Genomic DNA, 19,816 nt, shown 5'->3' on the forward strand with positions numbered 1-19,816 from the left:
TTAGGAGAGGGAGTAGGGACGTCTTTGTGTAAATATGGTTTGATTGCTTCTTGATATTCCTCCGAGTAGGCTGCAGTGAAAAGTGCAAGCCTCATGATTTGGTTTCGATCCAGTGAGCTAGCTTTAAAATATGGTTATAACATTTAAAAATGATGAATTTGATTTGACATTCTTTAAGAAATGCCATATATTAAAGGTAGCTCATCTACCAAGTTGTATGAAGGAGTTCCTGAGGACGTCTTTTAAAAAGGCGTCCTTTGCATTTGTACATAATCATTAAATTTCTTAAGCTTTTTCTTAACCTGGTGATCTTTTTCCAAATAAAACGAAGTTACCAGTAAATTATAAGTTTCTCTCTCCTCAATTACGACTAGAAACTTATAATGCTCCAGTAATAAATGCCATCTCTTATATTGTTTCCAGTCCTCTGCCCAACATTTGATTTCCGAAAAAATCCCAACTTTGTTTGAATAGTCATCTATTATTTTTCTAATCCAGTGTATTCTTTCACATCTTCTTAAATCTGGAATTCTGTCGTCAGGGTTTTTAGTCAAACTACTATTCACTGATGTAACATGAAAAAAGGATTGTATCTTTCCGGCGACCTCTGGAGTACGCCTATAATTAACAATTTTCCCTTTGAATAATGGTTTGGAATAAACAAAATGACTTACAAAAATACTATATAAATGGTCTTCATATTTCACCCAGTCTCCGTTAAAATCACTAAGCTCAATTAAATCAGGAAATTTATATGAACCCCCCATTAGTATTCATCCCCATTTACAACATCACGATCTGTATAGTGTGGATCCCAAACAAAAATGTTGAACTTTCTTTCATATAAAGATGATGATTTTTTCAGATTTGAACGACTTAATTGTTTAATTAAATTTATAAGTGCTAACTTAGTTTGGCTTGTATTTAGATTTCTATTTTCGTAACAAATTGCACCAATAATTAAATCCACTAGTTGAAGTATTTGACTTTCTTCTGAACGAATAAGTTGCATCTTTGTTATTTTCTGTCCATAAAAATCATATATTGTATTTCTTAAGTAGGTTTTCAACTTACAAACTTTTTTTGCGCTATTTGTGTCTTTTATATCCATATAAATATGAGTATCATCTTCATGCAGCATTGGTCTCAACATATAGTAATACATTTTATAGTACCAATCATCATGAGTTTGCGAAAAAATAGCGTGATTTAAATCCTGCTTATTTTGTATCAAAATAGCACGAAAAAATAGACTATCATTATTAAAAAAGTACTTAATTAAATCGCTGTAAAAAGAAATCTTGGACGGAGAAACTTTTGTCCACTTAATCTCGGCATATTTGCTTATTCCATGGCTAATTTTTATCCGCTTAATGTCTTCAGAAACAGTTTTAACTAGATTTCTCGGTATATTTATAGCACCTATAGCCATGGCATTTGACTGATCATTTTCTAAATGACAACTTTCATCACAGTAAATATTCAGCACGTTTAATCCCACTTTCCTATTCAATTTTAAACAGTGGATAAACTGTTAGTTAACTTGTGGATAAGTAAAATTATACCACAAATAAAATCCGTGTCATATACCAAATACATTGATATAAAATAGACCCTCCCAATCAAAACTTTTATCTTAACTTTAACCTCACAAATAAAAATTTAACTTGTCAAAACATTGAAGGATTTTCCGTTTTTTGTCGAACCCTATTATTGCATCACATATATTTAAATGGAAATGTGCTCGATTTTGAGACAGACACAGATATCAAAACAGCAAAAAGAAAATGGATAAATGGGGGATATTTTATTATTACAAAGGAAGCTATCGTAAATGAATTAGAGGCTAAGGAAATAAATATTACTAGGCAAAGATAAAAGCCCCGCCAAATGGCGGGGCTTTTATCTTGTAGCAGCGCCCTGGTGTAAAAATATTCTACCCCGGGAAGTCTTATTTTACACGCAGTTTTTCGCCTACGTAAATCGTATATCGACTGTCCAGATGATTCCAGGACTTGATTTGACTGATCGTCGAACCGTATTTTGCAGCCAGCTTGCTTACCACGTCACCGCGGACTACCGTATGGTATGTCTTTTTCGCGGTATTAGACGCTTTTTTCTGTTCCGCGGGGCCAGCGATCCTTAGCTTTTGACCAACATAAATCAGGTTGACATTTTTGATGCCGTTAAGAGACTTCAGCTTCGAAACGGTTGTGCCATATTTTTTGGCAATGCCTGACAGCGTATCTCCACGCTTAACCGTGTACGTTTTAGCTGGAACCTTGCTGGATGTCGTCAGCTTGCTGTTTGTGGTGTTCACTTTCGCCGGCTTAACACCAGATTTAAGCTTGCTTAATAGTGCCAAATTTTGAGCTGCAGTACCTGAATAATTGTTGATGCCGTACTGCTTGGCCAACTTAACTCGGGCGCTGAACGTTGAGCTCTTCCCCTTGGATTTTAGATAATCGACCAGGCTTAAGGACCCGATTTTTTTGACCACGCCTGTGCTGGTTGCATTGTCAACTTTTGCCACGTTGGTGTATTTGCCAGCAAAATCATCGGACACATCAAAATAGCCCGAAATGCCGGTAAATTTGTAGCTGCTGGACCATTGCCATGCGCCTTTTTCTCCGTTATGCCAAACCGGTTGTGGCTGGCCTGTGGACGGATAAAGGGGATACCTGGCCAACCAAGGATGCGAGATTGACAGGCTGTCAGGCTTTAAATTCGAATTATAAAACGCGTTTCCGGTATACAAATCAATTTTACTATACCCCAATGCCTTCATTTGCTTTACAAACGTGTTGGTATACTCGGTCAGTTTGGATGGTGATAGGCTTTCTAGCATTTTATCTTCCACGTCCACAACAACCTGGCCATCCCTTTTTTTGTCAAAACCGACGAGCTTTAGCTTTTTGTCAAACCAGTTTGCTTCGGCCTTTGCCTGTTCTGTACTCCTAAACCTGGCATAATGATAAGCATGCACCGCCATTCCTGCCTGCTTTGCATTTGCAATATTGACGGATGCGGCCGGATCCAGATACGTTTGTCCTTCACTTACTTTAACAACAACCGCATTGATTTTTCCTGCCTTCATTGTTTGATAAAAACTTAACGGCAGACCAGACTCGGCATTATGGTGCGATACATCAATGAAATCTACATCCGGTGTAGCTGCATACGAAATCGAGCCAAAAGAAAGCGCCAGCCCTAAAGCAAGGACCAGCGCCACAAGTTTGTTATGTTTATTTAATTTCAAATTCTCCATCCCCCTTATTTCGCTTCTTTCTCCGTGTTTACGGTAGCAATTTGATATACACCACAGCTTGCCATTCCGGCGATTCCGCCGGCCATCATCATTTGCACAAGTGTATAGTTTGCACTTGGCAAAAATGAAAATAGTATGCCCAACAAAATACCAAAGGCAAAAGCAATCAGTGGGAAATAATTGCTTTTTAGGTTTGGAAAAGATTTTTTCACCAAGCCTACCAAACCATTAACAAAAGGCACGATCGCATAAGCAATCACTAAAAGCTGAGTAATATCGCTATTCACGGTTCTCACCTCCTCTCAAAGAATGTAAAAATAGATTTAATCTGCTCCTCATGCCGGCTTGATTTGTCCTCAACAATGTCCACCCGATTTTCAAGCAGGTCAATCCGCTTTTCGATAGTAATCTTGATGCCCTCGATATTCCGGCTAAGCCCATCGATCGCTTGTTTCAATGGATCAATCACAATTCGCTTAAATAAAAAGATCACCAAACTGCCTAAAAAAGTCAGAATGGTGACGATACCAGTAAGGTCCGATATCTGTACATGCTGCATCGCTCTTTCTCACCCCTTTAAAAAAGACCATTTATTTGGTCTTATGTCTGCTGCCGCAGGCCCTTTCAGATTACGGCGCAACATACGCGGAACGGAAGCCGAGAGCCCCACTCGAGAACGAGCGAGGGCCGGCCAAACTCAGAAAGAACACACCGGCACTCGAATTGTCGGCCCAAGCGCCGCCGCGAAACGGCAACCGCTCCCCGTAGTTACGTACATATAAATAATCTCCACCATGATTTGCATCAATTGGCGCGATTGCGAGATATTTCAGGAGATCGGGGACCGTGAATCCAGATTTAGCAGCTAATGTTTCAAACGTCGTGCCGCTGCCACCATAGTAAGGATTTGAGCTTGCATCGCCTGTGTACATTGGATTTGCGCGAGTGTCAGATAAAATTGGATCGCCGCCAATATCATGGTCGTTCGCATTTGCATCACCAGGCGTTGAGTTATCGATATATACCCCTGTATCAACCCAGCCATCTGCTTTTCCAGCGCTCTCGGCTGTTCCAAAATTGTTATCCTGGTGGACGTAAATTTTTCCATCAAGCAGTTTTAATCCGTCCGCCCATTCCCATACGTTTCCGTTTAGGTCGAATATACCGGCATTTGTGCCGTCATGCGCCCAGCTTACAGGCCCGCTTCCCGTCGCTACGCGTCCTGTTTTGCTAGCGCTAGTATCAAAGTAAGTTTCCTTACCCTTTTCGTAGGACGCAGAAATATCAGACCCATAGTTATTGTTACCGCGTGGCATAGAATTGTTTTTCTTACACCACAACGCAATAGCAGCCCATTCAGCATTCGTCATAAGATGCCATCCTGTTCCTTTAGCTGTGCAATATTGTTTTGCTTGGTCATAGTTGACATAGGTTTCCGGATCTTGGAAAGGAATAGAGTATGCGCGCCCGTCATGCACGATATTCTGATACTTAGAAACCCAAATCCCGTCTTTGACAACGCCATTCACAACAAATGCGGGATGCGGAACGTTTGGTCCGCTGGGGATGACGTCTGAAATATTGAAACGCGGAATAAATACCATGATAGACGGATTACCCTTGTCATCATACATGACGGTGTTTTTTCCGCCTGTGGCGGATTCAACAGCTTGCCGATAGGTATCTTTTACGCTCAATACAAATGTCATTCTTCAGCATCTCCTTGTTCTACGGTATCAAAATCTGCCGGTAGCCCCCAAAGGCGCAATTCCACTTTGCTCATGTCCAATGGCATTTCCTGCTCTTTCATAATGTCATTTCCATCAGCGTCTTTTTCGCCTGACGGTACCAGTTCATATTGTTTCGGCGGTATAATCACATTGGCCACGTACCATGCGCCTAATCCTTCCCGCATTGTTTGCAGTTGGTTGTCAAGGCAGATATCAATGACTTTTTGCGATGTTTCTTGCCGCTGTTGTAAATCTATCGTTACATCACCTACCGTTATCAAGGTGCCCGATACACTGTAGAGTGCTTTTTGTCCATCATTTACATTTGTGATAATCACTGTTTGTCACGTCCTTATACATTTGGATTTAAAATTGTCCATAAAAAATTGACAGATTGTGATGAGCCCGTCATTTTTACCTTAAAGCCATTTTGAGTTTTATCGTACACAACTAATTGCCCTACACTCCCATCATCGTTTTGAGCACTTACCAACACATCATAATTCGGTGCGTTGATCTGCGGATAGCCACCGATCGATACTGTTACAAAAGGATCGGACGCCCGGAAATAACCGGATCCAGCACCGTATGGATTACTGATTGTCGCCTGGCCTTGGATGATGCGCTGGTGTTTGATTTTTTCCAGTTCTTTGTTGGAGAGTGCCGCAAACTGCATCGCAAGTAGGGCGAGGGAACCAATATCCAAATGGCTGATGTCAAGCCCATCATAAATATTATTCATTTGCCCGGCAGAAAACGGTGTGCCTTGTTGAATGATATTGCCGCTTGAATCCTTAATCTGGTCCTGCCAGGTTCGTCTTTCATATGCCATTTATTTACACCACCTTTTTAAGATTGTAAGTAAACGTGATGAGCAGCCCATTGATGGAAGGCTTGTTGATGTTTTCAGTCTGAGTGTCAAAGACTGCTCCATCTCTATCAATCAATTGGACTTGCGTGATATTGCCACTTACAGAATCATCCAAATAGAGATAAACGTTCACATTGTCACCGTCAATTGTTGTTTTAAAAATTGGAGTTGTATATGTCTTTCCATCCATTGTGTATTGACCCTGCTGCAGTAAGTTAATTAGTGCCTGTTTAAACTTAACCAGGCCGCTGGCTGTTATCGCCATATTAAATCACCTCCCCAGCAACAAATGTGCCGCAAATTGGATAAGATGCTTGTAAAGTAGCAACGTTCAAGGAAGAAATTAGAAATCCAGTATCAATTTCCGCATTCGTGTTTCCGTCGCCACAAATCTTATAAACTTCTTGCATAGTTTGATAACCATAACATAATAAATCGTACGCCGATTTTATATCAGCATTATCATTATTCTGCTCATAAACTCCACTGATAGGATAAGGATCTTGCATTGTTTCGTCTTGCCACTGCCCAAGATTAATATTTGAAACAACGTCAGCGTTATTATTCGTCTGTTTAACGCCACCAGGGCCTAGCCAGCCGGCGAAGAATTCAAATTGATACAAGATGTGCTGGTATTGATTCACTAGGTTCCAAAGGCGCTCATTGATGTATTCCCATTGCGTTCCGACACCGCCAGTTATAACTTTATTAAGTTGTTCAAACGGAATCGAAATCGGTTCATCTTTCCCTTTGATTGTTATTAATAACGTTGCGGGCTCTCCTGCAAATGGCCCCTCTTTAACATTTGCCGCAGTTTGAACACTCACAAGATGATCTCCTAGATAAACTTCTAGTAGCTTGATAATCGTCTCAATATCGCCATCGGACAGATAGTTTACGATGATGCGAGTCTTTAATTTTAAACGGTATTCTTCATCACTCACTCCACCACGGGGTTCTTGTAAGATCTCAACCCCAAGACGATCTAACACAACGCCCTCAGCTTCATCGATATCACGCCAAAGCTCCATTTTATCCAGAGTGCTTTGCAAATCATCCATTTGAGCACCAACGATTGAAAATATCTTTCCTATATTGCTATCGGGATTCTTCTTGAACACGTCAGTCAGCTTGCTTATCATGTCGGTTATGAAACTCATGAAACCACAACCTTGTCATATGTCGTCTTAGCCACTTGATTCGAATCTACGACAATATTATTTTGGGCATAATTAATGCCATCCGTGCTTAATTCCACGATGGCATCATCTACACCAACAGTATTTAATACCGCGGCTACAATTTTCGCATGAACCACATTTTGTTTGAGCCCTAGACCGGGATATTCGTTACCATTTTCATCAGTGCCTCCAATATAACTAAGGATTTGATTTCTTACATTCGTGACCCCATCAGCTGGAAAATCAGCGCCTTTTGTAAGAGTAACTCTCACATACACTTGTATGGTTTCTGGCCGCGTAAACCCAATATAATGGACAGTTCCTTTGGAATCCGTGACCTGTACAACAGTAGTTCCGTACACCTGAATTCCTCCAGGTGCAACGGAAAATATGGCCTGGGCCACATCTTCATCACTTCCTCCGAATACAAAAGGAGCGATGCATTTCGGCGGCAGACCATCTTTTTCAACCATGGTTGTATTTTGGTTAATGACTGCGTCCCTTACCCCGGATACTTCTAATAGCTTTGCTGCGATACTTTCAACGTTCGATGCTCCGGATTTCTCCGGATAATTTTGGAAACGCTCATACAGCTCAGCATCAGTTTCAATATCAGCTCCGCCTATTGTTGGTTCAAGATTTGTTACCGAATATACTCCGTCAATTGGGTTTTGAATTTCTGTAATCTGTCCCGCGTCTACATTACCAGACGCTCCCGTTTTTTCGGCATAAATTTCTACTATGCCTACACCATTATTGTCCAATGTGACATCAACTGTGGTGGCAAACCAAATATCATTTTTGGTTCCAACTATAAAACTTTCAGGAATTGTAATATTTGGGTCGCCAGTAATCTGAATGGTTCCACTTGCATAATCATCAAGGTTCCGAGACATCCCTTTGATTTTAACGAGTCGGTCAAGTGAAACACCTTCTGCCGTTCCTGGGAATGAGTTATTGTAAACCTTTTCGACCATTTGCCACAGCAATGATAAAAACCACGCATAGAGGCGGACTAGAATTCCTATGAACGAACGGGTTGATAAATTGATGTTGTCACCGAATAACTCTTTAGCTTTATCACTCATTTCATCAAGTAGGTCATCATACGTTTTCCGCCTAAACCCGTTCTTATCAAGCATCTATGTCCACCCCCTCAATGTTTAAAGCATTACCGTCAGCTTTTTGTAACTCGATAGAGATCGACCTGATTCTTGCTTTATTATCATCATTGAAATCAATTTTCTCAACGGATTCTATCCTATCCTCCTGGGATATCGCTTCCACGATGTCATCGTGGGTCTCATCTTGATTTGCCTCTTTGCCAATGATGTTGTCAAAAGAAAGGCCGTGTTCAGGCTCTAAAAAGAACTCTCCTTTTCTCGTTTGTAACAGCATCCGAATACTTTGAACAAGTTCCTCATCACCATCTACCATGACAACCTCTCCATTTTCAATAACAATATCTCCTTGTACTATTTTTGGAGAAATCATAACTGATACACCCCTACGATGACAGCATCATTCATACTATGCAGCCTGGTATATTCCGGGTCAAAAGTTTGGTTTCCGGAAAGGTTGTCAAGGGCACGATCTGTGAAGTTCAGATGAACAACATCTCCGGTATTTATAGTTCCCACATGCTTTAAAATATGGGCACCCAAAATTGGCGTATACTCATCTAAATTACCGTCAGCGTCTTTCGTTTTAAAAAGAACTTTCACATCAGCAGTGTGGTTACCATGCACTTTTACGACTTTTGCCGGCGCGGATACGTAAAGGTGAAGTCCAATTTCACGGATTAAATTGCTGAAAAACTTATCATCGTACGCCAATCAGATCACCTGCACTTCCGTATAAAAATCATTTCCACTACAAACATGCTTGCCTTTTTTGGCACGATACTTCCCGTTTGCAGTTTTGCTTTTTACCGTAATGATAGAAGCAGTCGTGATACGATGTTGCAGTAGACATTTCACTGTATATCCGCTCACAACGTCTTCCTCAAACGTTTCAGGAGAGCCAATTAAGCCGGTGCTTTCCTCAAGGGTAAAATTTTCGTCTATTCCCTCTCTAATGTTGCGGATAACCATATTCCCCTTACGCCAATAAAGAGAGGCCCCGCAATCACGTACAACCTCTACCAAATTATTTAAGATTTGGCCGGTGACAGTATAGCCGCTTTTGTAAACCTTATTTTTTGGCAGCTTACATTCTGCCAGGCGAATCCCAAGTACGCTTGTTAGTTTTTTTATAATGGTTTCCGCCTTTGTCCCAGATTTGAACGTGATTTTTAAAGTTTTCGTTTTACTATTTGAGGTAGACTTCGAAACTTTTATGCCAGTCAGGTCTTGACCCTCTAGCATTTTTATGGTTGTAATTTTATCAACACCGTCTTTATTTGTTTTCACGCTGGAAATTTTTCCACGGGAAATCACGCCGTAATCAGATTTGTAACCGGCTTGTAAAGTGACTGACGCACCTTTTTTAATTTTTCCGATTGAGCTTGACGACAAATTGTAAATTGAAATGGTAGTCTCATTTGGCTTTTCATCATCATCGAACGGTGATTCAAACTCTATATGGAGTTCGTCGCCCGAAAAATCAACTTTATAATCACCTTCGATATGAACTTTAACTACACGGCCAAATAGTTTAGTCGCCATTATTATCCACCTCATCATCAAGGTTCGGCTCGTTTTCATCGAGTGTATTATTGACAAATAAGAAAACTGTTTCCATAAAATTGCTGAAAGTAATACGGGTCGCTTTCCCTGACTCGTCTACCGGAATTAACGTGGGTGCAGGAACATCACGAATAACGTCAGCCCACAGCTGACGGTTAAGCATCATCTTTTCTCCCAAAACAATAGGGTTCAAGCTTGCATCATAAAGATCCACTGTAAAGAAGTCGTATTCTTGGTTATAGTCGAACCTCAAAATATACGTTTCTTCTCCCAGGTCTATTTCAAACTGCTCCGGCAGATTATCTTTATCTACCGGAATATATTCACGCACCATCCATCACCTCATTTGACACGCAGCTTAACCCCAATGGGGATGCGCCTATCGGGGTACCGATTCCATTTCCGTAACTGAGAAATGGATGTACCATATTTTTTCCACAGTTTCCAATAACAATCACCTTTCCTAGTAACGTGATAAACTTTTTTCGTTTTTGTTGATTTCTTTTTGGATACAGTTTTCTTCTTTCCGCTTGTTTTAACCTTTGTCCAAGAAGTAGTAGCAAAACGAACAAATTGTAATTTAATGCTTACCTCACTGCCGTTTCCGACATCTGCTGTCCGGTTGTCGTCAATGCTTGTGATAATCACATTGCTTGCTATGGTTCTGCCAACGAATTTAAGGACTGCACCATTCCTCATAGAGTCTCTTAAATATTGCAGATCACTTTTATAATTAGAGCCTAATACAAAACCATTGATGCTTAGCGTTTGTGTTTCTTCTTGAACGTGGTCAGACAATGGCGACCCTTTTTCAACTGGATAACTGGTGGCGGAAACAGATGAGGATAATCCCTCATCTGTAATTGTTAAACTGACCTTTCCGAGTTTTGCCACTATACAACCTCCTCTGGTCCAAAGAGATCAAGCAGTTTTTTGTAATGTTCATTAAGCATGATCTGGAATTCATCCTTTAAATTTTGCCGTGTGTTGTCATCCACGTTCCCATCAATATGAATATCAACATTCGGGCTATAGGTAAAAACTGTATTTTTAGCACCAGCAGTATTTGTGGAAGGCGAATACACTGAAGAACTGTTAGAATCGCCTGTCTCTGTATTGGACCATGAATTGCCTGTTGTAATTTGGAACCAATCACCAATACCGGAAGCATATGCAGGAACGCTATTGACGTTTTCTTTCAACACACTACTTTTTGTTATCAAATGAGAATCTATCGAGCTGGTTACAGCCGAATTGCTTAGAATTTCTCTTGTTTCTTTGGCTGGAACAACCTGCGTGCCACGAGGTAGATTCATTAATGTTGGTTTTTGCGGCGTCAATCCAAGTACTCCATTCGGCAATCTGAAAAGTTCCGCCCCGGAGTTTGATCCGACCCCATCTCCAACCATGGCGATTCCACCAGGATGGTAGTTTGTCCCTTTTGCATACCCGTGGCCTTTACCGATTACGCTCAACATGCCTTTAACGCCATAACGGTGTTTTGCATAGTTGATTCCAGCAAGCAGGTTATCTAAGCCACGCATGATGTTACCGAAACCTTTAAACTTGAAAGCATTAAACGTTGGCGGGATCACCTGCACAAGTCCGCGCGCAAGGTTTCCAGTTCTGGCATTTATGTCATTTACGGCCATAGATTGAATGGCTTTTGCATTGCCCCCGGATTCCGTTGCAATTTGCTTTAACCAAGCATTTACATATGCCGGGGTTGTCGGCAACCCGTTCATTCCTAACGCCCTTATTACTGTCGCTTTCCACCGCTGGACGTCATTTCCCGGAGGATTGTCAGCAATTGCAAGTTTCTCCTTAACATAAGAAATTGCCTTATCTTTAACGACTGACATTGAACCTTTTAAAATCGTTCCAAATGATCCACTAATCGACGGGAGGCTCGGAATGAACTGTTCATAAACCTTCTTCATCAGCTTGGATGGGTTTGAGACATATGACCAGATATCAAGTCCAACATCTTTTACCTTCGAAGCTACAGCTTTTACCGCACCGGCTGCTTTTGATGCAATATTTTTCGTTCCTTCCCAAACATTGATGGCAACGTTCTTGATCTTTGATCCGATACCGCCTGCATATGCTGGAGCTATTCCGGAATTAAGCAGTGCCCGTGTTTGCTTCGCTGGCAGTACCTCAGTACCTTTCGGCAGATTAACCAGTGTAGTCGTGGAAGGTGATAAACCAACTTGACCAGAAGGCATCCGAATTAATTCTGGGCCCGCATTGGATCCTCTTCCATCGCCCACGAATGCTAAGCCGCCAGGGTGCCCATCAGTTCCATTTGCATATTTAGGAGGGGGCCAAGTTGGAATTCTGGATTTGACACCGATCTTGCCTAAAACCCAGTTAACACCGCCGATCACACCGTTAACGCCTTGCGCCAAGCCGCCAACTAATGTATTGGCCAAGTGTTTAACACCAGACATGGCTTTTCCAGCCATGGACTTAATACCAGCACCGATCTTCCCGGGCAGTGCCTTCGCGCCGTTTACAATGTCTGTAAAAGTTTTTGAAACAAAGTTTTTTATTCCAGAAAAAATAGATACCGTGAAACTTCTTGCGGAATTCCATCCAGACTTGATCCCACTCACAATTCTGGAAACAATACCGGAAAGCCCGCTTCTCAAACCGTTCCAGATTGCCCTTACTCCGCTGCTGAGACTCTTAAGAATGGACATAGAGGCATTCTTAAGCCCATTAAACCCGCCGACTACAAAAGCCCTTATCGCATTAATACCGCCGATAAAAATCGTTCTTGCTCCACTCCATAGAGCGACAAACACATTTTTCAAGCTAACAATGAACGCTTTCCCAGCCGACAGTACACGGCCAAACATCATAAGCTGGATATAATTCCAAATGAACTGGATTGCACCGAAGAATACCTGCTTAATGCCTGACCACATTTGGCTAAAGTTTAATGTGAACAAGCCGGCGAAAATCTTCACCAAACCCATAATGATGTTTAAAGCTCCATTTATTACGCCTTTGATATTACCCCAAACGGATTTGATCAAGGCGAGGACAATCGGCCAAACAAATTTCATGACAGCCCATATCGCATTCATGACGGCAGTCACTACTATCCGGATCGGTGTCCAAATATTTTGTGCAGCCTGCAAAATAGAGGCCCCATTTTGAGACCAGAACATTTTTAAGGCATTCATCTTGCTCTGCACAAAGCCGACAACTGCTGATATGACCTGATTAATGTATGGAGAAAGGAAACCCCATACTGCGATTGCCGCCGTCTTTATACCATTCCAAATCGCTATGACACCGTTTCTAAACCATGCGAACTTATTCCACATGAGATAAATCCCAGCGACTACCAGTGCGAAAACTGCTACAACAGCCAGAACCTCCAATGAAATAATTCCAAGTTGTATAGCGGTCTTATTTAACGCAGATGAAAGCCCCATAAAACCCGCCGTGGCAATAAGGGCAACTCCGCCTAAAATTGTTAATCCAGAAGTAATCACAATCATAATAGCAATTGCTGTACGCATTGGAGCAGGAAGCTTGTTGAATAAATTGACTAGTTTTGTAACGCTATCGGCCGCACTCTTGATCGGGACTTTAATACTGTTAAAAGTCTTGATCATGGCTGTTTCAATTGCACCGCCAAGGTTTTCGAAAGATCCTTGCACATTGTCCTTCATCTTCTTTGCCGTTTTCGCTGCAGATCCACCAGAATTATCTAATGCTTTCGTCATATTTTTTATTTTGGTAGGTCCCGCCTGCATTAAAGCTAGAAATCCACTTGAAGCTTCTGTGCCAACAATTGTTGATAACGTCGCAAGCTTTTGGGCATTGGTCATGCCCTTCATTGAACTTTGGAAATTCTTGATAACTCCAGCTAGCCCAACGAACTTTCCATTTTGATCGGTTACTTTTATACCGAGAGTTTCCATCATTTTAGATGTATTGTCAGCCGGGTTTAATAGGGAAATTAACCCGGCACGTAAAGTCGTACCTGCTTGTTCACCTGCAAGACCTGCATCTGTCATAATGCCTGTAGAAGCAGCCAGCTCTGAAAGGGAGATCCCTAAAGAATGTGCAACGGGGGCAGCATATTTGAATGAATACCCCAAGTCCTCGACACCAGCTGAAGTTTTATTCGCGGTTGCAGACATAATATCAGCAACCTTATTTGCATCACCAGCTTTCATTTGGAAAGCGTTGATGGCTGAAGTTACCACATCGGAAACCTTGGCCAAATCTTCTCCACTTGCCTCCGAGGCCTTTATGATCCCCGGCATTGCCGCTATAATTTTTTGCGCATTGTACCCTTTTGAAGCTAAATCTTGCATGGCAACAGCAACTTCACTGGAAGACTTAGAAGTTTTCGCCCCAAGGTTCAAAGCTGTATTGGTCAAATCGTTCAATTGCGATTTTGACGCTCCGGCAATGGAACCAACTTTACTCATCTGTGCTTCAAAGTCTGCACCTTTTTTCATGGCTACCGTCATGCCGGCTGCTACTGATCCACCCATTCCAAGAGCCACATACCCAACATTTTGCATAGCGTCACTAATCATTTCTGAGTGATTATGCATATCTGCCGCATGCTGGTTAAATCCATTTGCTGTTTGATTAACAGTAGAAGACATATGATTCGCATGCGCTGACATCTCATCAAAAGCTGATGACGTATTATTAATTTTATTGGTTGCTCCATTAATGATCCCAACCGTTTTATTAATTTGCTGATTTACTTTATTCAAGGCTGCAATATCAGCCATAAAAGCAATTTTGACATTTAACTCTCGGAGGCTCATCGTTTACCCCCTTTCTTCATCGCTTTTTCTTCTTCTTCATACTGGATGTCAAGGGCAGCGTTCGCTTCCATCAGCTCGTCTAAACCCATCTGGATTGCTTCCGAATAAGTAACGATCCTAGCGAGTATAGGCCGCCAAAAATCCCAGTTTTGTTTTGCTTTTTGCTTGTAATATCCTTTTGCTTTTGGCTTAGTCGTTAAGAAAGGTGGCAGCTTCGTCCATTATTTCCTTAAACCCATCGTGTTCTTCCCAGTAATCCCAATTCGTTTTTGGATCAACGATCACATTTTTCATAACATCTTCATAGTATTTTTCTTCAACAAGCTGTCCTACGTTATTTTTATTCCTGTCCCGCATCCTGACGACTTCTCTCACGCCTGGAAATTGCAGTGTATATTCGATTCCATCAATAGTTACTTTCTTTTGTTCACCAATTTTAGCCAATGGTTTTCCCTCCAATTTGCGTTTTTGAATATAATAAAAAACGGACTGAAGTTCAGCCCGTTTTCTCGATGATTTTCTTCTCTTCGCGCCCATTTTTCATCATGATTCCGTGTAGTCGAGCACTTGGATCTCAACTGACCGTTCCTCAATATCATCCGAGAATGTTTTCTTAGGAGATTTTTTGATTACTGCCTTAGTGCCGCCTGCCTTCTCACTAATTGGACCATTTTTATAACTGACCCAGACAGGAAAAGGAGTAGTGGCTTTAGCCATTTGAATAATGTACGCAAGAGACGGGGAATCCTGTGCTAGCGTTAAAGTGATAGTCCCCAGTGGATTATTTTTGACAACCAAAGAAACTTCACCTTTCGCACTAACTTTTGTTGAAAACTTGTCCTCATCTTTTTCGCACTCAACCATGGTTCCTTCTGCAAATCCAGTGATAAACCGTCCGGCGACAGTAACAGTAACTAAATTCGGATCATAAGTAGCCAATGTTTATTCCCCCTTAAGCTTTAATTTCGCCGGTAATATTTGCTTCATGGATTGCCCCGGCCAGTTCAAATGAAAAAGATAACCCATTGTATACGCGACTTGATCTTTCTTCTGCAGAAGACTCTGCACGCGTCTTAGCCGCTACCGAGTATATTGGGTTTCCTTCATCGTCTTCAGCGATAATACCATTTGTATATGCCTGTAGCAGTGTTGTCACTACTTGCCCCTCGAGCAAATCAATGCCGTTGTGATCAAATTTGATCTTTTTGTTATTTGCAAAAGCCTGCTGAATACCATTTTCCATGTTCGTTTTAATCCAGGACTTTCCATGCATGACGTCAATATATTCGCCGCTTACCACTGTTCCTTCAGATGTCTGATTTAATCCGGATTTTGTTACATATGCAATAGCACCATCTTGATGGATTGCATTCAACTCTGATTTTGTAATATTCAACGGAGTAATGCCGGTTAATGATTTAAATTTCCATGTGATACTACCAACCGCTTGTGAACCACATTCACCGATTAAAGCAGCTTCAGCTTCTTCCCCGGCAATGGGATGGTAAAAGTCAATAACATAATCATAAGCCTTTGCCAAAAACGCTTTTCTTTCATCTTCTGTAGTTGTTTTGACAGCATACATTTTAAATTTCTGGCCCTCAACAAAATCGGCCACAGCCAATTCTTCAGCCTGTTCAGCATCGGCAGTAAGCAAAAAGAACCAATCGTTATCATAATACTCCTCCGCCGCTTCCTGCGCTGAATTGATTCCGTCTGTTGCTGCAGGGTCATATGTGGCGATAGCCAGTTCACTCGGTCGATCATTTTGAGCGAATACAGCTGCTGCTTTTTTATAGGCATTTGTTGTATCAGGAAAATCTGCCTTTACATCCGAGATATCGCTATAACTTTTGTATGTGCTTGTGCCAGCTTTTTCTGCTAGAATTAATGGCTTACCCAAACCGACTAAACCAGCCGGCTTTACTAAATCAATGGTTACTGTAACATCTGATAATGGCATTCTATATACCTCCTAAATTCACTTTTTCTATGATCTCATCTAAGTCATCGCTTACTTTGACTTGTTCGTCTGTAGCCCTTAGCTGCACATCAAAACCGTGCTTATACTGATAGCTGTCTACCAAAAACGTGGTGCGATCTTCAATATTTCCAACCTCATAGACGGCCAAGCCATTATCCTGTAAATAGGATTGGCCCAAAAATAAAAACCACTGATGGAGTTTAAAAGCCAACTCCATTGTGGTTTCGTTATCTTCTGCGTATAGATTAAACGAGATTGTTTGTCGATATTGCTCAATTCGAGTGTCATTACCGTTATCATCGATAAATTGGGCGCCCCGACTGCGTTCTTTAATATACGGTGAAGTTATGTTATAAACGCCATACGGAAGTGGAGGAGCCGGCGCTGTCGTATTTCCCTTGATAATCATTATGCCTGTGTCCTGTTTAATCCGGGCTATCATTGCTTTAATGTCCGGTATGTTCATTTTTCTCGATACCTCGCAATGTAGATATAAACATCTGCATATTCGCTATAATCTTTAAATGATTGAACGGTATAATCATTGCATTTGTAAGTAATAGCTTGACCATTCTCCAAAGGCTCTAGCGTATAAATTTTCTTATCCTCTGTGGAATAGGTACCAGCTTCCGAATATTTAAGATCATCTTCAGTTAACGGAAGAACAATTCCAGCCATTTCAACCGTTTTCGTTTCTCCTGGAATGTAGTCGCCTTCATCGTTCCAATATCCATCGACTGCTTTTGTGAAAGAAAACTTTACCTTGAACTCATCGATAAAGTCCGCAAATTCAAATGGCTTGCTCATCATTCAACCTCGTGCCTGATAGATTCGACCAGTTGCCCGGTATCTTGCAAAGGATTGCTCGAGCCTTTTCGGTCAATGGTCATCTGGCTGTTTGGCGGATCCTGAATAGAACGGAGCTTTTTCTGGATTAAACCAGCAAATTCTAAACCAATCGCATTCATGAAAATATCAGGATCCACTTCACTTTCCAATACGCTTGGTATCACTTCTTGTACTTTATCGGCGATCTTGTCCACATTCTCATCAAAACCAGAACGAATGAATGACCGCTCTGGGATCCGGATAACGGTCGTTGATTTCTTTAATGGATAACCATTGTAAGCGAACCACGCCCGCATTTTTGGAGTAACCGGTATATCACAACCATACTCATGAATGCTGGCTAAATCAACCAGATCTATATCCGATCCTTCATGCTTTTCTCCGCCGAATACGCCGACTTTTAATGTAGACTTGCCGAGTTTCTGAAGGTCTTTTTTTAATCTGCCAATATTGTTTGCATCCTTAATTGTGATCCGAGCTAACATTTGAATTTCACCTTCTTAAAGGGTCTCAAATATTTATGAGCCTCGCCCATTGTTGCACCCTGAAAAAAGCTTTTTGACATATCGCCCAGAGACTGGCTGGCTACATTGCTGTTTTCGCTCATACTTTTAACGATTAGCGATACAGCCTTTTTTACAGTCGGAGGTAGTGACTCAGACCCAGATTCATCCAAAAATTGGTTATTACACCATGATTTTGCATAATCGATTGCATCTTCAAGGGCAATAGTCAGGAATTCATCCTGACTGTTATCACTTATCTTTAGACGAGTTTTCAGTTCCTGCAGATCCATCGGATTCACCATCAGCTTTCTTGAAACCAAGTTCCTGGTAGATCACTCTAAATGCCTTTTCAGTGACGTCTAATACAGTCTTTCCTTTTTTAATTCTCATTGACCTTCATTCCTTCCCATTAGCCGGCAGCCGGTGTCAAGGCCGCAAATGCATCATCAGAAAGTGTCATAAAACCAACTTGCTGAGTAACCCGCAATGCAACCATATCGCGTTCGTAAAGGTTAATCGGTTGCCCATCTTCATCCACAACCGTTGTCAATGTTGCCTCTTCGGAAATCTTGTATTCCATTCCTTGGGGGATTCCGTAGCGCGTATAGTCCCAATCGGCAACTAGAATATGTGCTTTTGTATAGTCCCAAGATTTACTGTCCACATAGCCGATTGGAAGTCCCAAGGCTTGTGAAGTGGCACCACCTGTAGCATCATTGAAAATCGGCAGTCCGTTTGCATCCTTTGTTCCTCGCAATTTCTGCCGGAACCGGCGGGTTGTTGTAAATCCATTTGCATCCTTATCCGCATCTTCCAAAAGTGCCATCAACGCGTTCAAATCATCGTAAAGGGAATCGCTCGTCCCGCCGGCGCCCGTGCCGATCGTTACTTTATTTCCGCTTGCATTAATCCTATCGTAAACAGAGACACCAGTACCAAACGGGGAGTCGATTCCAAATAATGCCGCCTGATCGAATTTAATTGCAAAGGCTTCGGCAATAGCAGGCCGCAGTTGTGTGAAAAAATCTGTAACGGTGTAGCGCATAAATTCCTTTGTCACCGGTATAATTACCCCAAGCTTTTTGGACACCATCGTTGCCTTTAACCAGGTTGCTTTTGATGTTTTAATTCGTTCGCCTTCTCCTACCCAGTAAGCTCCTGGACCGCTTGCGAGATAGGTGAATTCTTTCTTCGGTTTCGTCATTTCCTCATACTTTGCCAGTTTCGTAACGGCTGATTGTTGCATAAATTCTTTAAGGACGAGTGTTCCCTGCTCTTTCGGAACCTCGCCTGTAACAGCATCTTGCATAAGAACATCTGATGGATTAAATGCCATTTCTGTTTTCCTCCTTAATTACGAATGTTTACTTCTGCCGCCAGAGACCCGACGTCAATAGCATCATTTCCGCCTTTTCCGCCTGTCCCCGTTTCGATAGTGCGTCCATTCTCCTTAAATGTGGCATCCACGGCAGCCTGCACAGCTTTTGTATACTCCTCTTCAAGTTTCGTGAGATTGGCCAGCGTATTTTCTTCATCATCAGCAATAAAAAAGTCAATAATGCCGTCCGGTAGGTTCTTTTCCTTCGCTACCTTTAAGGCTTTATTGACCAATGCTTCCCGTGTGCGGGCCTTCCGCTCATTTTCAATTTCTGCACGAAGCTTTTCCAATTCAATTTGTTCCGGCGTTTTTGCCGGATTACGCTTTTGCACTTCTTCTTCAATCAACTTCTGAAGATTATTTGCTTTCCATGTTTCAAGCGATTTTGTAAAGTGCTGGTCTAACCGTGGCTGAATTAGTTTACTTCCTTCTTCCGTTTCAAGGAACCCTTTCACCTTATCCGCAGTTACAGCAGAAAGTTCTCCTAAATAAGCCGAAACATCAGCTTCATTTTTATGCTCCTCGATCCAAGCTTTGATTTCTTCAAAATTCAT

At 41.6% G+C, this 19,816-nt stretch carries 26 protein-coding genes; all 26 read right to left on the minus strand.

What is annotated here, in order from left to right; all coding sequences use genetic code 11:
* Positions 1 to 242: 242 nt before the first annotated feature.
* The 26 genes from NST70_RS13590 to NST70_RS13715 all read right to left on the minus strand — a co-directional run bounded on the left by NST70_RS13590 (position 243) and on the right by NST70_RS13715 (position 19,816).
* Entirely contained in the window at positions 243 to 767 is a 525-nt protein-coding gene (locus tag NST70_RS13590) for a hypothetical protein (RefSeq protein WP_342475326.1), read from the minus strand.
* Positions 767 to 1,489, minus strand: a complete 723-nt coding sequence (locus tag NST70_RS13595) for a DUF3800 domain-containing protein (protein ID WP_342475328.1) — start codon at positions 1,487 to 1,489, stop codon at positions 767 to 769. The genes NST70_RS13590 and NST70_RS13595 overlap by 1 nt, the downstream gene beginning before the upstream one ends.
* Before the next feature lie 462 nt (positions 1,490 to 1,951).
* On the minus strand, positions 1,952 to 3,259 hold the full coding sequence (locus NST70_RS13600; protein WP_342475330.1) for a GH25 family lysozyme: 1,308 nt from the start codon (positions 3,257 to 3,259) through the stop codon (positions 1,952 to 1,954).
* 14 nt (positions 3,260 to 3,273) lie between these two features.
* A complete protein-coding gene (locus NST70_RS13605; RefSeq protein ID WP_342475331.1) occupies positions 3,274 to 3,555 on the minus strand; it encodes a hypothetical protein in 282 nt (93 codons plus the stop codon).
* Positions 3,556 to 3,560: 5 nt separating this feature from the next.
* The gene (locus NST70_RS13610) at positions 3,561 to 3,827 is read right to left on the minus strand and encodes a hypothetical protein (RefSeq protein WP_342475332.1); all 267 of its coding nucleotides are present in this window, start codon (positions 3,825 to 3,827) and stop codon (positions 3,561 to 3,563) included.
* A gap of 70 nt (positions 3,828 to 3,897) precedes the next feature.
* Complete coding sequence (locus NST70_RS13615) at positions 3,898 to 4,977, minus strand: SUMF1/EgtB/PvdO family nonheme iron enzyme (protein ID WP_342475333.1); 1,080 nt, start codon at positions 4,975 to 4,977, stop codon at positions 3,898 to 3,900.
* Complete coding sequence (locus tag NST70_RS13620; RefSeq protein ID WP_342475335.1) at positions 4,974 to 5,336, minus strand: AAA family ATPase; 363 nt, start codon at positions 5,334 to 5,336, stop codon at positions 4,974 to 4,976. Before NST70_RS13620 ends, NST70_RS13615 begins: the two co-directional genes overlap by 4 nt.
* Positions 5,337 to 5,350: 14 nt before the next feature.
* Complete coding sequence (locus NST70_RS13625; protein WP_342475336.1) at positions 5,351 to 5,830, minus strand: signal transduction protein; 480 nt, start codon at positions 5,828 to 5,830, stop codon at positions 5,351 to 5,353.
* 4 nt (positions 5,831 to 5,834) lie between these two features.
* Positions 5,835 to 6,134: a hypothetical protein gene (locus NST70_RS13630; RefSeq protein WP_342475337.1), complete on the minus strand. Its 300-nt coding sequence runs from the start codon at positions 6,132 to 6,134 to the stop codon at positions 5,835 to 5,837.
* Position 6,135: 1 nt separating this feature from the next.
* Entirely contained in the window at positions 6,136 to 7,029 is an 894-nt protein-coding gene (locus tag NST70_RS13635) for a hypothetical protein (RefSeq protein ID WP_342475339.1), read from the minus strand.
* Positions 7,026 to 8,192 (minus strand): baseplate J/gp47 family protein, encoded by a 1,167-nt coding sequence (locus NST70_RS13640; protein ID WP_342475340.1) that lies wholly within the window; start codon positions 8,190 to 8,192, stop codon positions 7,026 to 7,028. Before NST70_RS13640 ends, NST70_RS13635 begins: the two co-directional genes overlap by 4 nt.
* Positions 8,185 to 8,544 carry a DUF2634 domain-containing protein gene (locus NST70_RS13645; protein WP_342475341.1) on the minus strand — a complete coding sequence of 120 codons (360 nt, stop codon included), beginning with the start codon at positions 8,542 to 8,544 and terminating at the stop codon, positions 8,185 to 8,187. The genes NST70_RS13640 and NST70_RS13645 overlap by 8 nt, the downstream gene beginning before the upstream one ends.
* Positions 8,541 to 8,885, minus strand: coding sequence for a hypothetical protein (locus NST70_RS13650; protein ID WP_328229277.1), 345 nt, complete (start codon positions 8,883 to 8,885; stop codon positions 8,541 to 8,543). The genes NST70_RS13645 and NST70_RS13650 overlap by 4 nt, the downstream gene beginning before the upstream one ends.
* Complete coding sequence (locus NST70_RS13655) at positions 8,886 to 9,716, minus strand: hypothetical protein (protein ID WP_328229276.1); 831 nt, start codon at positions 9,714 to 9,716, stop codon at positions 8,886 to 8,888. It abuts the gene before it with no gap.
* Positions 9,706 to 10,071 (minus strand): hypothetical protein, encoded by a 366-nt coding sequence (locus tag NST70_RS13660; protein WP_342399587.1) that lies wholly within the window; start codon positions 10,069 to 10,071, stop codon positions 9,706 to 9,708. The genes NST70_RS13655 and NST70_RS13660 overlap by 11 nt, the downstream gene beginning before the upstream one ends.
* A gap of 8 nt (positions 10,072 to 10,079) precedes the next feature.
* Entirely contained in the window at positions 10,080 to 10,631 is a 552-nt protein-coding gene (locus NST70_RS13665) for a phage baseplate protein (RefSeq protein WP_328229274.1), read from the minus strand.
* Positions 10,631 to 14,545: a phage tail tape measure protein gene (locus tag NST70_RS13670; RefSeq protein ID WP_342475342.1), complete on the minus strand. Its 3,915-nt coding sequence runs from the start codon at positions 14,543 to 14,545 to the stop codon at positions 10,631 to 10,633. Before NST70_RS13670 ends, NST70_RS13665 begins: the two co-directional genes overlap by 1 nt.
* Positions 14,546 to 14,734: 189 nt before the next feature.
* A complete protein-coding gene (locus tag NST70_RS13675) occupies positions 14,735 to 14,989 on the minus strand; it encodes a hypothetical protein (protein ID WP_328229272.1) in 255 nt (84 codons plus the stop codon).
* Between the two features lie 99 nt (positions 14,990 to 15,088).
* A complete protein-coding gene (locus tag NST70_RS13680) occupies positions 15,089 to 15,484 on the minus strand; it encodes a DUF3277 domain-containing protein (protein ID WP_328229271.1) in 396 nt (131 codons plus the stop codon).
* 13 nt (positions 15,485 to 15,497) lie between these two features.
* Positions 15,498 to 16,508, minus strand: a complete 1,011-nt coding sequence (locus NST70_RS13685; RefSeq protein ID WP_328229270.1) for a DUF3383 family protein — start codon at positions 16,506 to 16,508, stop codon at positions 15,498 to 15,500.
* A gap of 1 nt (position 16,509) precedes the next feature.
* Positions 16,510 to 16,995 carry a hypothetical protein gene (locus NST70_RS13690; RefSeq protein ID WP_328229269.1) on the minus strand — a complete coding sequence of 162 codons (486 nt, stop codon included), beginning with the start codon at positions 16,993 to 16,995 and terminating at the stop codon, positions 16,510 to 16,512.
* Positions 16,992 to 17,336 carry a hypothetical protein gene (locus NST70_RS13695; RefSeq protein ID WP_328229268.1) on the minus strand — a complete coding sequence of 115 codons (345 nt, stop codon included), beginning with the start codon at positions 17,334 to 17,336 and terminating at the stop codon, positions 16,992 to 16,994. The genes NST70_RS13690 and NST70_RS13695 overlap by 4 nt, the downstream gene beginning before the upstream one ends.
* A complete protein-coding gene (locus tag NST70_RS13700; RefSeq protein ID WP_328229267.1) occupies positions 17,336 to 17,863 on the minus strand; it encodes a hypothetical protein in 528 nt (175 codons plus the stop codon). Before NST70_RS13700 ends, NST70_RS13695 begins: the two co-directional genes overlap by 1 nt.
* Positions 17,857 to 18,174: a head-tail connector protein gene (locus NST70_RS13705; protein ID WP_328229266.1), complete on the minus strand. Its 318-nt coding sequence runs from the start codon at positions 18,172 to 18,174 to the stop codon at positions 17,857 to 17,859. Before NST70_RS13705 ends, NST70_RS13700 begins: the two co-directional genes overlap by 7 nt.
* 119 nt (positions 18,175 to 18,293) lie before the next feature.
* Positions 18,294 to 19,220, minus strand: a complete 927-nt coding sequence (locus tag NST70_RS13710) for a phage major capsid protein (protein WP_328229265.1) — start codon at positions 19,218 to 19,220, stop codon at positions 18,294 to 18,296.
* Between the two features lie 14 nt (positions 19,221 to 19,234).
* Positions 19,235 to 19,816 carry a DUF4355 domain-containing protein gene (locus tag NST70_RS13715; RefSeq protein WP_328229264.1) on the minus strand — a complete coding sequence of 194 codons (582 nt, stop codon included), beginning with the start codon at positions 19,814 to 19,816 and terminating at the stop codon, positions 19,235 to 19,237.

Source organism: Weizmannia sp. FSL K6-0777 (assembly GCF_038593185.1).
In the GTDB taxonomy this organism is placed as follows: Bacteria; Bacillota; Bacilli; order Bacillales; family Bacillaceae_C; genus Weizmannia; species Weizmannia faecalis.

What these genes read in the sequence shown, in the direction of transcription:
- NST70_RS13660 (WP_342399587.1), bottom strand. Translation starts at nt 10,071, where the DNA reads ATGGTGCGTGAATATATTCCGGTAGATAAAGATAATCTGCCGGAGCAG.
- NST70_RS13615 (WP_342475333.1), bottom strand. Translation starts at nt 4,977, where the DNA reads ATGACATTTGTATTGAGCGTAAAAGATACCTATCGGCAAGCTGTTGAA.
- NST70_RS13610 (WP_342475332.1), bottom strand. Translation starts at nt 3,827, where the DNA reads ATGCAGCATGTACAGATATCGGACCTTACTGGTATCGTCACCATTCTG.
- NST70_RS13670 (WP_342475342.1), bottom strand. Translation starts at nt 14,545, where the DNA reads ATGAGCCTCCGAGAGTTAAATGTCAAAATTGCTTTTATGGCTGATATT.
- NST70_RS13695 (WP_328229268.1), bottom strand. Translation starts at nt 17,336, where the DNA reads ATGAGCAAGCCATTTGAATTTGCGGACTTTATCGATGAGTTCAAGGTA.
- NST70_RS13705 (WP_328229266.1), bottom strand. Translation starts at nt 18,174, where the DNA reads ATGGATCTGCAGGAACTGAAAACTCGTCTAAAGATAAGTGATAACAGT.
- NST70_RS13715 (WP_328229264.1), bottom strand. Translation starts at nt 19,816, where the DNA reads ATGAATTTTGAAGAAATCAAAGCTTGGATCGAGGAGCATAAAAATGAA.
- NST70_RS13635 (WP_342475339.1), bottom strand. Translation starts at nt 7,029, where the DNA reads ATGAGTTTCATAACCGACATGATAAGCAAGCTGACTGACGTGTTCAAG.
- NST70_RS13700 (WP_328229267.1), bottom strand. Translation starts at nt 17,863, where the DNA reads ATGTTAGCTCGGATCACAATTAAGGATGCAAACAATATTGGCAGATTA.
- NST70_RS13710 (WP_328229265.1), bottom strand. Translation starts at nt 19,220, where the DNA reads ATGGCATTTAATCCATCAGATGTTCTTATGCAAGATGCTGTTACAGGC.
- NST70_RS13590 (WP_342475326.1), bottom strand. Translation starts at nt 767, where the DNA reads ATGGGGGGTTCATATAAATTTCCTGATTTAATTGAGCTTAGTGATTTT.
- NST70_RS13655 (WP_328229276.1), bottom strand. Translation starts at nt 9,716, where the DNA reads ATGGCGACTAAACTATTTGGCCGTGTAGTTAAAGTTCATATCGAAGGT.
- NST70_RS13645 (WP_342475341.1), bottom strand. Translation starts at nt 8,544, where the DNA reads ATGATTTCTCCAAAAATAGTACAAGGAGATATTGTTATTGAAAATGGA.
- NST70_RS13640 (WP_342475340.1), bottom strand. Translation starts at nt 8,192, where the DNA reads ATGCTTGATAAGAACGGGTTTAGGCGGAAAACGTATGATGACCTACTT.
- NST70_RS13690 (WP_328229269.1), bottom strand. Translation starts at nt 16,995, where the DNA reads ATGAACATACCGGACATTAAAGCAATGATAGCCCGGATTAAACAGGAC.
- NST70_RS13625 (WP_342475336.1), bottom strand. Translation starts at nt 5,830, where the DNA reads ATGGCATATGAAAGACGAACCTGGCAGGACCAGATTAAGGATTCAAGC.
- NST70_RS13685 (WP_328229270.1), bottom strand. Translation starts at nt 16,508, where the DNA reads ATGCCATTATCAGATGTTACAGTAACCATTGATTTAGTAAAGCCGGCT.
- NST70_RS13630 (WP_342475337.1), bottom strand. Translation starts at nt 6,134, where the DNA reads ATGGCGATAACAGCCAGCGGCCTGGTTAAGTTTAAACAGGCACTAATT.